Here is a 13,618-nt window from a genome sequence, read left to right as displayed (position 1 = left end):
TACGGGAAAATCGGGAATTAGGGCCGTGCTAAACGTCAGCCAGTTGACGCGCCGCATCATTGCGCCAGCGGGCCAGGTGCTCGTCGGCATAGCGGCGCAGGCAGCGCAGCACCGCGCTTTCGTGCTGCACGAGGAAGAAGTGGTGGCCGTCGAACATGTCGAGGGAAAAGCCGCTGGCGGCATCGAGCTGCCAGTCGAGCAACTGGTCGGCGCGCACACTGTCCTGCTTGCCGCCAAACACATGGATCGGCATGCCCAGCGGCGCGCGCTCGCCATAGGTGAAGCTGCCGCACAGCAGGAAGTCGGCGCGCAGAATCGGCAGCATCAACTGCATCAACTCCGGGTTGGCCAGGGCCTCTTCGGCGGTGCCCTGCAGTTCGCGCAGGCGGGCGATCAGTTGCTCATCGGTTTTTTCGATGGCGTATTCGCTGACATCGCGGCGGGCCGGGCCGGCCGTACCGGAGGCAAATAACGCCAGCGGCGCAGGCAGATTGCGCGCCTTCAGCGCATGCACCAGTTCAAATGCCAGCAGGCCGCCCAGGCTGTGGCCGAACAGTGCATAGGGAGCATTGAGGCCGCTCAGATCGCGACTGATCTCATCCGCCAGTTGCGCCGCCAGGGTTTTGATATCGCGCTGCAACGGCTCATCCATGCGCATGCCGCGACCCGGCAACTCCAGCGGGCACACCTGCAACCAGTCAGGCAGCGCCCGGCGCCAGCGTGCATAGACCATCGCGCTGGCACCCGAGTAGGGCAGGCAGAACAGGCGCAATCGCGTGGAAACGCTCATTGGTCGCGGCCTCCAAGCTGAAACACGCTGCCTGCACGGTAAAAACCCATTTCGCCCTCCTGCGGGTGCTGATCCTTGGCCGTTCGCTAACGGACCTGTCACCCAGAAGAACGGACGGCCCCGGCAAATAATTAGTCGCCGGGGGCGAGCGAGACGTGGTTCACACCCAACAAGAAAGCATAAGATTAGTTCGTCTTCTCATTTGACAATCATTATCATTAAGCATAATTTGTTGCCCGGTGTGTAGGAGGCCTCAGCCAGGACGCCCTCCCCCAACTCTTTCGCGACAAGGTGATTTCCATGACGGAACAAGTATCCACAGGCAGGTGCGACTCACCCCTTTTGCAGGCATTCGTCGACAATCGTCTTATATTGGTGAAGATCGCCGCCCGGATTACCGGCTGCCGCTCGCGTGCCGAAGACGTCGTGCAGGACGCCTACTTTCGGCTGCAATCAGCGCCGACCATCACCTCGTCGTTCAAGGCGCAATTGAGTTACCTGTTCCAGATCGTGCGCAACCTGGCGATCGATCACTACCGCAAGCAGGCCCTGGAGCTCAAGTATTCGGGGACGGAAGAGGAAGGCTTGAATGTGGTTATTCACGGCGCTTCACCGGAAACCTCGCATATCAACTTCAACACCCTGGAAAACATCGCCGACGCCCTGACGGAGTTGCCCCAGCGCACCCGCTATGCATTCGAGATGTACCGTTTGCATGGCGTGCCGCAAAAGGACATCGCCAAGGAGTTGGGCGTATCGCCGACCCTGGTGAACTTCATGATTCGTGATGCGCTGGTGCATTGCCGCAAGGTGTCGGGCAGCCATAGCGATACGTTTGCACGCAGGGTGTGAACCTGTAGGAGCGGGTTTGCCCGCGATAACGGGCGGTCGGGCGGGGGGCATATCCGTTATTTAGGTAACGGCTGCTATTGGTTCCGCTCTTACAGCGGCTCACTTTTGGAAAGACCGGAATGCCGGCCCAGCCAAAAGTAAGCAAAAGGTCTTCGCCCCAACACTCGGTGCCTCGCTGTGGCTCGGCATGCCCGCAATCCGACAGGGATGCCGGTTTACCCCCCAAATCACTGTCAGATTCCGGCCATCGTGTTTGACGGGGCGATTTCAGATCAAGATCAAGGTCAAAAGCGCAGATCAAAAGACCGCTGACTTCGTCATCGAAAAGGATGTAAGGGCCAGAGCAACAGCAACAGCAGAGCCATACTCGGTTAAAGGTGGGAGCTGGCTTGTCGAATCGTCGCACCGCTGCGATGGCATCAACTCTGTGTACCTGACACACCGAGGTGTCTGCATCGCAGGCAAGCCAGCTCCCACAGAAAAGCAGCTCTTCAGTGCATGCAAATCCGCAGCCGACCTCATTTTCAAAACCACATGCGGTCAACTGTGGGAGCGGGCTTGCTCGCGAATGCGGTGGGTCAGTTACAGATGAATTGACTGACCCACTGCATTCGCGAGCAAGCCCGCTCCCACATTTAGACCGAGTTGCATCAGGTAGATAGGCTTTTGCTTTGCACTTGATCTGGCTTTTGATTCAACCACTCAGGTCGGCTTTCAGGCCGCCGTGCTCTGCTTTTGATCTTGCTTTTGATCTGAGGCGCCCCGTCAACCACGATGGCCGAACGCAGGCTTGAATCCGTGGGTAACCCGGCAGGACGCCGGGTTAGCCGCGCTGGGCCAGGGATGGCCCATCGCGGCGGCCCACGGATTCAAGCCGGAGTGCGGGCACACCGAGCCAGAGCGAGGTGCCGAGTGGTGGGGCATAGACCTTTTGGTTACTTTTGGGGCGTTTGCCAAAAGTGACCCGCTGTAAGAGCGGAACCCTAAGTAGCCGTTACCGCAGCAACGGATATGTACTCCGACAAACCGCTATCGCAGGCAAGCCAGCTCCCACATTTGGACCTGTACAGGACGCTAAAGCACCGGCATCACATCAATGCGATACGGCTCGAAGATCTTCAACATCTCCCCGCTCTCACGCAGGTGCTTGAGCAACTCGGCGAACGCCGCGCCGGTGATCGGCGCTTTGGGCCGTACCAACGCATAGTGGTGATACACCTGGTCAATCCGCTCCGAGACCAGGAATTGCCCGGCCATGTCCGCATTACGCACCATGAAATCACTCAGGTACGAACGCGTGACCAGCGCAATATCGGCACGCCCGCGTGCCACCATCAGCAGGTTGCTGTCATGGGAGTAGGTCAACGTGGCGTTGAAGTGTTCGGCCATGTTCTTGGGGTCGGGATTGAAACCGGCGAAGGCGTAGTGATAACCGCTGAACACCGCCAGGCGCTTACCGGCAAGGTCGGTGAAATAGCCTTGGTCGCGGCCGGGTTTACGTTGGGCGACGAAGATTTCTGCATCTTCCAGGCCCATGTCGACACTGGTGTGGGGAATACCCTGCCAACCCCAGTCGGGGTTTTCGAAGATGGCCATGTCGACCCGGCCTTGCTCGAAATCACGAAAGCGCCGTGGAATCGACGTAGGCACCAGCACAAACTGGTAGTCGGTTTGCGCAGCGTTCAGGGCTTCTATCAATTGCGGCAACAAACCGGTGTCGGCGCCCTGCTCGGGTCGAACGGTGTAGGGCGGGAAGTGTGCGGCGCCGATCCTGACCAATTGCGCCGCCGACGCCGGCAGCCACCACGCGGTGCCCAGTGCCCATATAGTCAGTCCTGCAGCCAGCCGCCATGGCGAAAACATTGAGGCACACACCGTTTAACACTCTGATGGCAATAAGCTAGGCGTTTTTGTCAGGTGAGACAACTTTCCGTCGGCAAATTAATAGCTTGCGCCTCAATCGGCTTTAAGCACCATCAACAGCGCCTCCTCGGCCAACTGCTCGAGGGTCAGGCTGCCTTCGGCACGAAACCAGGTGGTGGTCCAGGACAAGGCGCCGGTCAGGAAACGCCGAGTGATAAACACATCGCCGCGGATGTAACCCGCCGCCTTGGCCTCGCCCAGCACCTGCAACCAGATATCCTCATACACATCGCGCAGCGCCAGCACTTGGGCCTGGCCCTCGGCCGACAGCGAACGCCATTCATAAACCAACACCGCCATCGCCTCGCCACTGCCGCCCATGATCGACTGCAACTCGCAGCGGATCAGCGCCAGCACGCGTTCGCGCACGTTGCTGGCCTCTTCAAGTGAAGCGCGCATCATCGCGGTGTTGTAGTGGATGGTTTCCTCCATCACGGCACGCAGGATCTCGTCCTTGCTCTTGAAGTGATGAAAGATACTGCCGGACTGAATGCCCACGGCACTGGCCAGGTCGCGCACGGTGGTGCGCTCGAAACCCTTGTTGCGAAACAGGTGAGCCGCGGTTTGCAGCAACTTGCCCCGGGCACTGTCGGGGTCGGTCAACTGGCCGCCGTCGACCATGGTGCGCATCACCCGCAGGGCTTTGTGCTCATCCATGCTGCTCTCCTTCATCTCTACTGACGTCTTGGGCGGCAATTTAGGCCGTGGCCGCCAGCCAAGCAAGCGCTTGGGCAAAACTTATCTCAACCGTTTACAAACCAAGCGCTTGCTTGGTAGTCTCGACACCAGCCATCGGAGGAAGGATTTCTCATGAGCAAGACGGTTCGTATCGGCTGCGCCAGCGCCTTCTGGGGCGACACCTGCACGGCTGCCGCCCAACTGGTGCACGGCGGCGCCCTGGATTACCTGGTGTTCGACTACCTGGCGGAGGTCACGATGTCGATTCTTGCCGGTGCGCGGATGAAAGATCCCCAAGCTGGTTACGCCACGGATTTTGTCGAGGTGCTCACGCCGTTGCTCGGCGATATCCAGCGCCAGGGCCTGCGCGTGATCAGCAACGCCGGCGGCATCAACCCCCACGCCTGCGCCGCCGCCCTGCAAGCGGCCTGCGACAAGGCAAGTGTGCCGCTGAAAATCGCCGTGCTGCTGGGCGATGACCTGCAACCTCAACTCAAGCAACTGCACAACATTACCGATATGTTCAACGGCGCGCCCCTGCCGCCGGTGTGCGTTTCGGCCAATGCCTACCTCGGCGCCCCCGGCATTGCCCAGGCACTGGCGCTGGGCGCCGATATTGTGATTACCGGGCGGGTGGTCGACAGCGCCGTGGTCAGCGCTGCCTTGGTGCATGAATTCAACTGGTCGTGGCAGGACTACGACCGCCTCGCTCAAGCCGCGCTCGCCGGGCATATCATCGAATGCGGCGCGCAGTGCAGCGGCGGTAACTTCACCGATTGGCGTGATGTACCGGACTACGAGCACATCGGTTTTCCCATCGTAGAGGTCAGCGCCGACGGCCAATTCAGCGTGAATAAAGTCGCCGGCACCGGCGGGCTGATCAGCGAACTCAGCGTGGCCGAACAGTTGTTGTATGAAATCGGCGACCCGCGCGCGTATTTACTGCCCGATGTGATCTGCGATTTCAGCCAGGTCAACCTGCAGCAGCACGGCCCAAACTGCGTGCGCCTGCACGGCGCCAAGGGGTTGCCGCCCACCGACCAGTACAAGGTCAGCGCCACTTACCCCGACGGTTTCCGCTGCACCGCCAGTTGCCTGATCGCCGGTATTGATGCGGTGGCCAAGGCGGAACGGGTCGGCGAGGCGATCATCAACAAAACCTCGGAACTGTTCAGTCAACGCGGTTGGGCACCTTACACCGAGGTCAATATCGAACTGCTTGGCAGCGAAGCCACCTACGGCGCCCACGCCCAGCGCCAGGATTGCCGCGAGGTCGTGGTGAAATTGGCGGTACGCCACCCGAGCAAGCAGGCATTGGTGCTGTTCGCCCGCGAGATCGCCCAAGCGGCGACCGGCATGGCGCCCGGCTTGACCGGCATCGTCGGCGGGCGGCCGACGGTGTACCCGCTGATCCGGCTGTTTTCATTCCTGATCGACAAGTCATCCTGTACACCGCTGGTCGACTTCCAGGGCGAGCGTCACGCCGTTGCGCTGCCTTCATCAGCGCCCATGCGCACACCCGTCGCGCCGATCGATCCGCCCAAGCCCGAAGGCCGCGCCGACGCCAGTGTGCCCCTGGTGAAACTGGCCGTGGCGCGCTCCGGCGACAAGGGCAACCACAGCAATATCGGCGTGATCGCCCGCCACCCCGACTACCTGCCATGGATCGCCGAAGCACTTACGCCAGAGGTGATCGTCGACTGGATGAGCCACGTGCTCGACCCACTTCACGGCCGTGTCGAGCGCTGGTACTTGCCCGGCAGCCACAGCTTGAATTTCCTGCTGGAAAACGCTTTGGGCGGCGGCGGCATCGCCAGCCTGCGCATCGACCCTCAAGGCAAGGCCTTCGCCCAGCAGTTGCTGGAAATCCCCATCGCCGTGCCGCAACACCTAGCCGATCAACTTTCCTAAAGGACCGTCGCCGTGGCCTTCGACTCGATCTTCAAAGCCGACCTGTTCCAGGGGCAAACCGTGATTGTGACCGGCGGCGGCAGTGGCATTGGCCGCTGCACCGCCCATGAACTGGCGGCCCTTGGCGCCAGCGTGATACTGGTGGGGCGCAAGCCGCAGAAGCTGCAAAACGTCGCGGCCGAAATCGCCGAAGACGGCGGCACCGCGCACTGGCACGCCTGCGATATTCGCGAGGAAGAAGCGGTGAAAGCGCTGGTCACGCAGATCCTCCGCGAGCATGGGCCGATCCATGGGTTGGTCAACAACGCCGGCGGCCAATACCCGTCGCCACTGGCGTCGATCAATCAAAAAGGCTTTGAAACCGTGCTGCGCACCAACCTGGTCGGCGGTTTCCTGATGGCCCGGGAAGTGTTCAACCAGTCGATGAGCAAGCACGGCGGCGCCATCGTCAACATGCTCGCCGACATGTGGGGCGGTATGCCCGGCATGGGCCACTCGGGCGCAGCACGCTCTGGCATGGACAACTTCACCAAGACCGCCGCCTTCGAATGGGGTTACGCCGGTGTGCGCGTCAACGCCGTGGCGCCGGGCTGGATCGCGTCCAGCGGCATGGACACCTACGAAGGCGCGTTCAAGGCGGTGATTCCCACATTGCGTGAACACGTACCGCTCAAACGCATCGGCACCGAATCGGAAGTCAGCGCGGCCATCGTGTTTTTGCTCAGCCCCGCCGCCGCCTTTATCAGCGGCAGCACCTTGCGCATCGACGGCGCCGCCAGCCTGGGCAGCCGCGCCTGGCCGCTGCACAAGGCGCAGCCGCCGAGCGAGGCGTTCAATGGTTTCCACCGTGCGTACTTGCCCGATGTGCTGAAGACGGAGCACTAAAACCATGCCGGTGATTGAAAGCCTGATCGACGCCCACAGCCCACAATTCGCGCGCAATCGTGAAGCCATGCTCGCAAGCATCCAACAGTTGCGCCAACTGGAGCACAACCTGCTCGCCAAAGCCCAGGAAGCCAAACCCAAGTTCGACAAACGCGGCCAGTTGTTACCCCGCGAGCGCCTCAACCTGCTGCTGGACCCCGGCGCGCCGTTTCTGGAGTTGGCCAGCCTGGCCGGCTACAAACTCCACGATGACAAAGACGGCAGTGCCGCCGGTGGCGGCCTGATCGCCGGCATCGGCTACGTCAGCGGCGTGCGCATGCTGGTGGTGGCCAACAACAGCGCGATCAAGGGCGGCACCATTTCGCCGTCCGGCCTGAAAAAATCCCTGCGCCTGCAACAGATCGCCATGGAAAACAAACTGCCGGTGGTGACCCTGGCCGAAAGCGGCGGGGCCAACCTCAATTACGCCGCCGAGATTTTCGTCGAAGGCGCACGCAGCTTCGCCAACCAGGCGCGCATGTCGGCCATGGGCCTGCCGCAGATCACCGTGGTACACGGCTCGGCTACCGCTGGCGGCGCATATCAGCCGGGGCTGTCGGATTACGTGGTGGTGGTGCGCGGCAAAGCCAAGCTGTTTTTGGCCGGGCCGCCGCTGCTCAAGGCCGCCACCGGCGAAGTGGCTACCGACGAAGAATTGGGCGGCGCCGAGATGCACGCGCAAACCGCCGGCACGGCCGAATACCTGGCGGAAAACGATGCCGATGGCGTGCGCATCGTGCGCGAAATCGTCGGCCTGCTGCCTTGGGATGATCGCCTGCCACCCGTTGCACAACGGGCTTACAAGGCGCCGCTGTACCCCGCTGACGAGCTGCTGGGTTTGATCCCCGATGACCCGAAAAAGCCCTATGACGTGCGCGAAATCCTCGCACGCCTGGCCGACGGCTCACACTTTCTGGAGTTCAAAGGCGAATTCGACGCCCATACCGTCTGCGGCCACTTGCATATTCAGGGCCGCGCCGTCGGCGTGATCGGCAACAACGGCCCCATTACGCCCAAGGGCGCAAGCAAGGCGGCGCAATTTATCCAACTGTGCGACCAGAGCCGCACGCCGCTGCTGTTCCTGCACAACACCACCGGCTTTATGGTCGGCACCGAATCGGAGCAACAAGGTGTGATCAAGCACGGCGCGAAGATGATCCAGGCGGTGGCCAATGCGCGGGTGCCTAAACTCACAGTAGTGGTCGGCGGCTCTTATGGCGCGGGCAACTATGCGATGTGCGGCCGTGGCCTGGACCCACGGTTTATCTTCGCCTGGCCCAACAGCCGCACCGCGGTAATGGGCGGCGCGCAGGCGGGCAAGGTGCTGCGTATCGTGACTGAGGCCAAGCAATTGAAGGACGGTTTGGTGCCCGACCCCAAGGTGCTGGACATGCTCGAACAGGTCACCGCACAGAAACTCGACAGCCAGTCCACCGCCCTCTATGGCAGCGCCAACCTGTGGGATGACGGGCTGATTGACCCACGCGATACCCGCACGCTATTGGGGTTCCTGCTGGACATCTGCCACGAGGCCGAGGTGCGGCAGTTGCAGCCGAACAGCTTTGGTGTGGCGCGTTTCTGAATTTCACCCGTGACGCTCTGCGTCGCGATAAAAGGGAGAACAACAACAATGATCTTCACCCAGGAACACCAGGAACTGCGGCGCACCGTGCGTGCCTTCGTCGACCGCGAGATCAACCCGCACGTGGACGAATGGGAAAAAGCCGGGCGTTTCCCCATTCACGAGATCTTCCGCAAGGCCGGCGACCTCGGCCTGCTGGGCATTTCCAAGCCGGAACAATTTGGCGGCATGGGCCTGGACTACAGCTACTCCATCGTCGCCGCCGAAGAGTTCGGCACCATCCGCTGCGGCGGCATCCCCATGTCCATCGGCGTGCAGACCGACATGTGCACGCCCGCCCTCGCCCGCTTCGGCTCCGATGAACTGCGCGATGAGTTCCTGCGCCCAGCCATCAGCGGCGAGCAAGTGGGTTGCATCGGCGTCTCGGAAACCGGCGCCGGCTCCGACGTGGCGGGGCTTAAAACCCACGCGCGCAAGGACGGCGACGACTACGTGATCAACGGCAGCAAAATGTGGATCACCAACTCGCCCAGCGCCGACTTTATCTGCCTGCTGGCCAACACCTCAGACGACAAGCCGCATATCAACAAATCACTGATCATGGTGCCAATGAACACCCCAGGCATCAGCGTCAGCCCGCCACTGGAAAAGCTCGGCATGCACAGCTCCGAGACCGCCCAGGTGTTTTTCGATGGCGTGCGCGTGCCGCAACGCAACCGCATCGGCCACGAAGGCGCGGGGTTCATGATGCAAATGCTGCAGTTCCAGGAAGAACGCCTGTTTGGCGCGGCCAATATGATCAAGGGCCTGGAGCACTGCGTCGACAGCACCATCGAGTATTGCAAGGAACGCCAGACCTTTGGCAAGGCGCTGATCGACAACCAGGTCATCCACTTTCGCCTGGCCGAGCTGTCCACCGAAATCGAATGCCTGCGCGCGCTGGTCTACCAGGCCACCGAGCAATACATCAAAGGCCAGGACGTGACCCGCCTGGCCTCCATGGCCAAACTCAAGGCCGGGCGCCTGGGCCGTGAAGTCAGCGACAGCTGCCTGCAATACTGGGGCGGCATGGGCTTTATGTGGGACAACCCGGTGGCCCGCGCCTACCGTGATGTGCGGTTGGTGTCGATTGGCGGCGGCGCCGACGAAATCATGCTGGGCATCATCTGCAAATTGATGGGCACCCTGCCCGGGAAAAAATCATGAACACCCTGCTGCTCGAACCACACAACGGCGTGCTGCACATCACCCTTAACCGCCCCGCCAGCCGTAATGCGATGAGCCTGGAGATGGTCAACGAACTGCATGCGGTCTTGGCACAATTGGACAGCCAGGTGCGCGCCGTGGTGATCAGCGGCGCCGGCGGGCACTTCTGTGCCGGGGCGGATGTGAAAGACATGGTCACGGCGGGCGGGCAGTTGCAGGCACTGAACCGCGCCTTCGGCACCCTGCTGCAAGCCGTCGAAGCCGTGCCGCAAGTGGTGATCGTGGTGCTGCAAGGCGCCGTGCTGGGCGGTGGCTTTGGGCTGGCGTGCGTGAGTGATATCGCGATTGCCGACCACCAGGCACAGTTCGGCCTGCCGGAGACCAGCCTGGGCTTGTTGCCGGCGCAGATTGCGCCGTTTGTGGTCAAGCGTATCGGACTGACCCAGGCGCGGCGACTGGCGCTGACGGCGGCGCGGTTTGATGGGGTAGAGGCGCAGCGATTGGGCGTGGTGCATTACGTCGAGCGCGATGCGCAGGCGCTGGCAGAGCGGTTGGATGAGGTGCTGGGGCAGGTGTTGCGCTGTGCGCCGGGGGCGAATGCGCGGACTAAAGCGCTGTTGCTCGCCAGTGTGGAACAGCCGGTGGGCCCGCTGTTGGATCAGGCCGCAGAATGGTTTGCCGAGGCGGTGAGCAGTGAGGAAGGGATTGAGGGGACGCAGGCTTTTGTGCAGAAGCGAAAGCCCAGGTGGTGCAAATGACGCTATCGCAGGCAAGCCAGCTCCCACACTTGGAATGCATTTCAAACTGTGGGAGCTGGCTTGCCTGCGATAGGGGCCGAACATTCACCCAATGTGCCAAGGGATAACCCCATGCCTGCATTCACCAAAATCCTGATCGCCAACCGCGGCGAAATCGCCTGCCGCATCCAACACACCGCCCAAGCCCTGGGCTACCGCACCGTCGCCATCTACAGCGACGCCGATGCCCAGGCCCTGCACGTGCAAATGGCCGACGAAGCCGTCCCTATCGGCCCCGCCCCCGTCAACCAGTCGTACCTCAACATTGCGGCCATCCTCGACGCCGCCAGACGCACAGGCGCCGACGCCATCCACCCCGGCTACGGTTTCCTTTCCGAAAACGCTGGATTCGCCCAAGCCTGCCTGGATGCCGGCCTCATCTTCATCGGCCCCAGCGTGGCCGCCATCGAGCTGATGGGCAGCAAACGCCAGTCCAAACTCGCCATGCTCGACGCGGGTGTGCCGTGCATTGCCGGTTACCAAGGCAATGCCCAGGATGACGCGACCTTGCAGCAAGAGGCTCAGCGCATCGGCTACCCGCTGATGATCAAAGCCAGTGCCGGCGGTGGCGGGCGTGGCATGCGCCTGGTCCACGACGGCAGCCAACTGCTCGACCAACTGCGCACCGCACGCTCCGAAGCCCTCAACGCGTTTGGCAGCGACGAACTGATCCTCGAACAAGCCCTGATCGACCCACGCCACGTTGAAATCCAACTGTTCGGCGACAGCCACAACAACCTCATTTACCTGGGCGAACGCGACTGCTCGATCCAGCGCCGCCACCAGAAAGTCATCGAAGAAGCGCCCTGCCCGGTGATGACGCCTGCGCTGCGCCAAGCCATGGGTGACGCGGCGCTGAAGGCCGGGCGCGCGGTCAATTACGTCGGCGCCGGCACGGTGGAGTTTCTGCTCGACCGCAACGGCCACTTCTACTTCCTGGAAATGAACACCCGCCTGCAAGTGGAGCACCCGGTCACCGAATTGGTCACGGGGTTGGACCTGGTTGCGTTGCAACTGAACATCGCTGCCGGCGAACCGCTGCCGTTGCAGCAGGCAGACGTGACCCTGACCGGCCACGCCATGGAAGTGCGCCTGTACGCCGAGGACCCGGCCCAGGGCTTTTTGCCGCAAACCGGTGATGTGCTGCGCTGGGAACCGGCTGACGGCGTACGCATCGACCATGGCGTGCTGGAAGGCCAGCGTATCAGCCCGTTCTATGACGCCATGCTCGGCAAAATCATCGCCCACGGCGCCACCCGCGAAGAGGCCCGGCGCAAGTTGCTGCGCGCAGTGCAAGACACGGTATTGCTGGGCGTCACCACCAACCAGGGTTTGCTGGTGGACCTGCTCAGGCACGCAGACTTTATCGCAGGTGAGTTCAGCACCGGGTTTATCGCCGAGCACTTCCATCACATCCCGCGTCAGGCCGCGACAGAGGAGCAGCTTGCCCTGGCCGCCGCGTTGTTTTACCAACACAGCGCCAGCGCCCATCGCCAAGGCTTGTCGGGATGGCGCAACAATGCGCCCTGGCGCTATCACCTGGCGGTGAACGACGAGGTGCGGGACCTCGACGTCAGCGTACTGGAGGGCAACCACCTGCACGCCAACGGCATCGACGTCCGCGACCTGACCACCGATGGCCACTGGGCCACGCTGGTGATCAACGGCATCCGCCGTCGCCTGCCCTACCATCTGGACGACACTCAACTCTGGCTGCCGGGCGTGAAAATCATCAACCGCACCCAACAGGTCGCCAGCCGCCTTGACGACGCCAGCACCGGCGTCGTCAAGGCGCCGATGGACGGCGCGATTGTCGATATCCGCGTGAGCGCAGGTGACCGCGTCAGCAAAGGCCAACTGCTGCTGGTGCTCGAAGCCATGAAAATGGAGCATCCGCTGACGGCCGGCATCGACGGTGTGATCAAGGGTGTGCAGGTCATCGCAGGTGATCAAGTGCGCAATCGCCAGGTTTTGCTGGAGATCGAATAACCCCCTAGGCGGAACTACACGGCCCAGCTACGCTCTATCCCCATCAGGAAAAGACGAGTACGGGAACCTGCACGATGCCCCATTGGCTGATTATTGACCTTGAAGCCACAACGGATGAAGGCGGCTGGCCCGTGACGGAGATGGAAGTCATCGAAATCGGCGCCAGCCTGGTGAACCGCCAGGGCCGCGAGCTGGATCACTTCCAGCGTTTTGTGCGGCCGCTGCGCCGGCCCCTGCTGACGCCGTTCTGTCGCCAACTCACGCATATCACCCAGGCCAACATCGACGCGGCGGCGCCGATCACCGAGGTGTGGCCCTTGTTCGAGCGTTGGCTGGGCCAGCATCAAGCGCGCCTGGAAGGCTGGGCCAGCTGGGGTGACTACGACCGCGCGCAGCTTGAACTTGAATGGCAACGCCATGGCCTGACCAGCGCGCTCGCCCAGACCGCGCATGTGAACCTCAAGCAACGTTTCGCCAAGGCCCGGCGCCTGGACAAACCGTTGGGGCTCAATGGCGCGCTGCAATTGGCGGGGATGCAGTTCCATGGCCAGCAACATCGGGCACTGGAAGACGCGCGCAACACCGCACGCCTGCTACCGTTGATTTTGCCGGTCTAGGCAGCTCCCCTGGCCTTGGGCATACTGGCCGACCTTTACAGACCCTTTTCCGAGGATTCACCCATGTTCAAAGTCAACGAGTACTTCGACGGCACCGTCAAGTCGATCGCTTTCGGCACCGCAGAGGGCCCTGCGACCATCGGCGTGATGGCCCCGGGTGAATACGAATTCGGCACCGCCCAGCGTGAAATCATGCACGTGGTGTCCGGCGCCCTGTCCGTGAAGCTGCCAGACGCCAATGACTGGGAAACCTTCGCCGCCGGCAGCCAGTTCAATGTGCCGGCCAACAGCAAGTTCCAGCTGAAGGTCGCCGTAGACACCGCTTACCTGTGCGAATACCGCGGCTAAG

The 13,618-nt window shown here is 62.1% G+C and carries 12 protein-coding genes; 9 read left to right on the top strand and 3 right to left on the bottom strand.

Annotation, left to right across the window (positions count from 1 at the left end; genetic code table 11):
* Positions 1-28: 28 nt before the first annotated feature.
* The gene (locus QF043_RS07575; protein WP_307418016.1) at positions 29-790 is read right to left on the bottom strand and encodes a thioesterase II family protein; all 762 of its coding nucleotides are present in this window, start codon (positions 788-790) and stop codon (positions 29-31) included.
* Between the two features lie 300 nt (positions 791-1,090).
* Between QF043_RS07575 and QF043_RS07570 the strand changes: the two genes are divergently transcribed.
* The gene (locus QF043_RS07570; RefSeq protein ID WP_005789991.1) at positions 1,091-1,642 is read left to right on the top strand and encodes an RNA polymerase factor sigma-70; all 552 of its coding nucleotides are present in this window, start codon (positions 1,091-1,093) and stop codon (positions 1,640-1,642) included.
* A gap of 1,074 nt (positions 1,643-2,716) precedes the next feature.
* On the opposite strand, the gene QF043_RS07565 is transcribed toward QF043_RS07570, so the two are convergent.
* Together QF043_RS07565 and QF043_RS07560 are read right to left on the bottom strand one after the other, a co-directional pair.
* Positions 2,717-3,505: an ABC transporter substrate-binding protein gene (locus QF043_RS07565; RefSeq protein WP_307418015.1), complete on the bottom strand. Its 789-nt coding sequence runs from the start codon at positions 3,503-3,505 to the stop codon at positions 2,717-2,719.
* Between the two features lie 93 nt (positions 3,506-3,598).
* A complete protein-coding gene (locus QF043_RS07560) occupies positions 3,599-4,222 on the bottom strand; it encodes a TetR/AcrR family transcriptional regulator (protein ID WP_056861083.1) in 624 nt (207 codons plus the stop codon).
* A gap of 153 nt (positions 4,223-4,375) precedes the next feature.
* On the opposite strand from QF043_RS07560, the gene QF043_RS07555 reads away from it, so the two are divergent.
* From QF043_RS07555 to QF043_RS07520, 8 genes are all read left to right on the top strand, one after another.
* Complete coding sequence (locus QF043_RS07555) at positions 4,376-6,154, top strand: acyclic terpene utilization AtuA family protein (protein ID WP_307418014.1); 1,779 nt, start codon at positions 4,376-4,378, stop codon at positions 6,152-6,154.
* Positions 6,155-6,166: 12 nt separating this feature from the next.
* On the top strand, positions 6,167-7,039 hold the full coding sequence (locus QF043_RS07550) for an SDR family oxidoreductase (RefSeq protein WP_307418013.1): 873 nt from the start codon (positions 6,167-6,169) through the stop codon (positions 7,037-7,039).
* A gap of 4 nt (positions 7,040-7,043) precedes the next feature.
* Positions 7,044-8,660, top strand: coding sequence for a geranyl-CoA carboxylase subunit beta (atuC, locus tag QF043_RS07545; RefSeq protein WP_307418012.1), 1,617 nt, complete (start codon positions 7,044-7,046; stop codon positions 8,658-8,660).
* 48 nt (positions 8,661-8,708) lie between these two features.
* Positions 8,709-9,866 carry a citronellyl-CoA dehydrogenase gene (atuD, locus tag QF043_RS07540; protein ID WP_307418011.1) on the top strand — a complete coding sequence of 386 codons (1,158 nt, stop codon included), beginning with the start codon at positions 8,709-8,711 and terminating at the stop codon, positions 9,864-9,866.
* Positions 9,863-10,624 (top strand): enoyl-CoA hydratase/isomerase family protein, encoded by a 762-nt coding sequence (locus tag QF043_RS07535; protein ID WP_307418010.1) that lies wholly within the window; start codon positions 9,863-9,865, stop codon positions 10,622-10,624. The genes atuD and QF043_RS07535 overlap by 4 nt, the downstream gene beginning before the upstream one ends.
* A 111-nt stretch (positions 10,625-10,735) precedes the next feature.
* Positions 10,736-12,652: an acetyl/propionyl/methylcrotonyl-CoA carboxylase subunit alpha gene (locus tag QF043_RS07530; RefSeq protein ID WP_307418009.1), complete on the top strand. Its 1,917-nt coding sequence runs from the start codon at positions 10,736-10,738 to the stop codon at positions 12,650-12,652.
* A 74-nt stretch (positions 12,653-12,726) separates the two neighbouring features.
* The gene (locus QF043_RS07525) at positions 12,727-13,269 is read left to right on the top strand and encodes an exonuclease domain-containing protein (RefSeq protein ID WP_017134973.1); all 543 of its coding nucleotides are present in this window, start codon (positions 12,727-12,729) and stop codon (positions 13,267-13,269) included.
* A 63-nt stretch (positions 13,270-13,332) separates the two neighbouring features.
* Entirely contained in the window at positions 13,333-13,617 is a 285-nt protein-coding gene (locus tag QF043_RS07520; RefSeq protein ID WP_027603886.1) for a pyrimidine/purine nucleoside phosphorylase, read from the top strand.
* Position 13,618 lies beyond the last annotated feature (1 nt).

Source organism: Pseudomonas sp. W3I7 (assembly GCF_030816095.1).
GTDB lineage: Bacteria > Pseudomonadota > Gammaproteobacteria > Pseudomonadales > Pseudomonadaceae > Aquipseudomonas > Aquipseudomonas salomonii.
This window is presented reverse-complemented; position numbering and strand designations above follow the sequence as displayed.

Bases quoted from the DNA above. Each gene is read 5' to 3' on its own strand.
- QF043_RS07525 (WP_017134973.1), top strand. From the start codon at position 12,727: ATGCCCCATTGGCTGATTATTGACCTTGAAGCCACAACGGATGAAGGC.
- QF043_RS07555 (WP_307418014.1), top strand. From the start codon at position 4,376: ATGAGCAAGACGGTTCGTATCGGCTGCGCCAGCGCCTTCTGGGGCGAC.
- QF043_RS07535 (WP_307418010.1), top strand. From the start codon at position 9,863: ATGAACACCCTGCTGCTCGAACCACACAACGGCGTGCTGCACATCACC.
- atuD (WP_307418011.1), top strand. From the start codon at position 8,709: ATGATCTTCACCCAGGAACACCAGGAACTGCGGCGCACCGTGCGTGCC.
- QF043_RS07565 (WP_307418015.1), bottom strand. From the start codon at position 3,505: ATGTTTTCGCCATGGCGGCTGGCTGCAGGACTGACTATATGGGCACTG.
- atuC (WP_307418012.1), top strand. From the start codon at position 7,044: ATGCCGGTGATTGAAAGCCTGATCGACGCCCACAGCCCACAATTCGCG.
- QF043_RS07570 (WP_005789991.1), top strand. From the start codon at position 1,091: ATGACGGAACAAGTATCCACAGGCAGGTGCGACTCACCCCTTTTGCAG.
- QF043_RS07520 (WP_027603886.1), top strand. From the start codon at position 13,333: ATGTTCAAAGTCAACGAGTACTTCGACGGCACCGTCAAGTCGATCGCT.
- QF043_RS07530 (WP_307418009.1), top strand. From the start codon at position 10,736: ATGCCTGCATTCACCAAAATCCTGATCGCCAACCGCGGCGAAATCGCC.
- QF043_RS07560 (WP_056861083.1), bottom strand. From the start codon at position 4,222: ATGGATGAGCACAAAGCCCTGCGGGTGATGCGCACCATGGTCGACGGC.
- QF043_RS07575 (WP_307418016.1), bottom strand. From the start codon at position 790: ATGAGCGTTTCCACGCGATTGCGCCTGTTCTGCCTGCCCTACTCGGGT.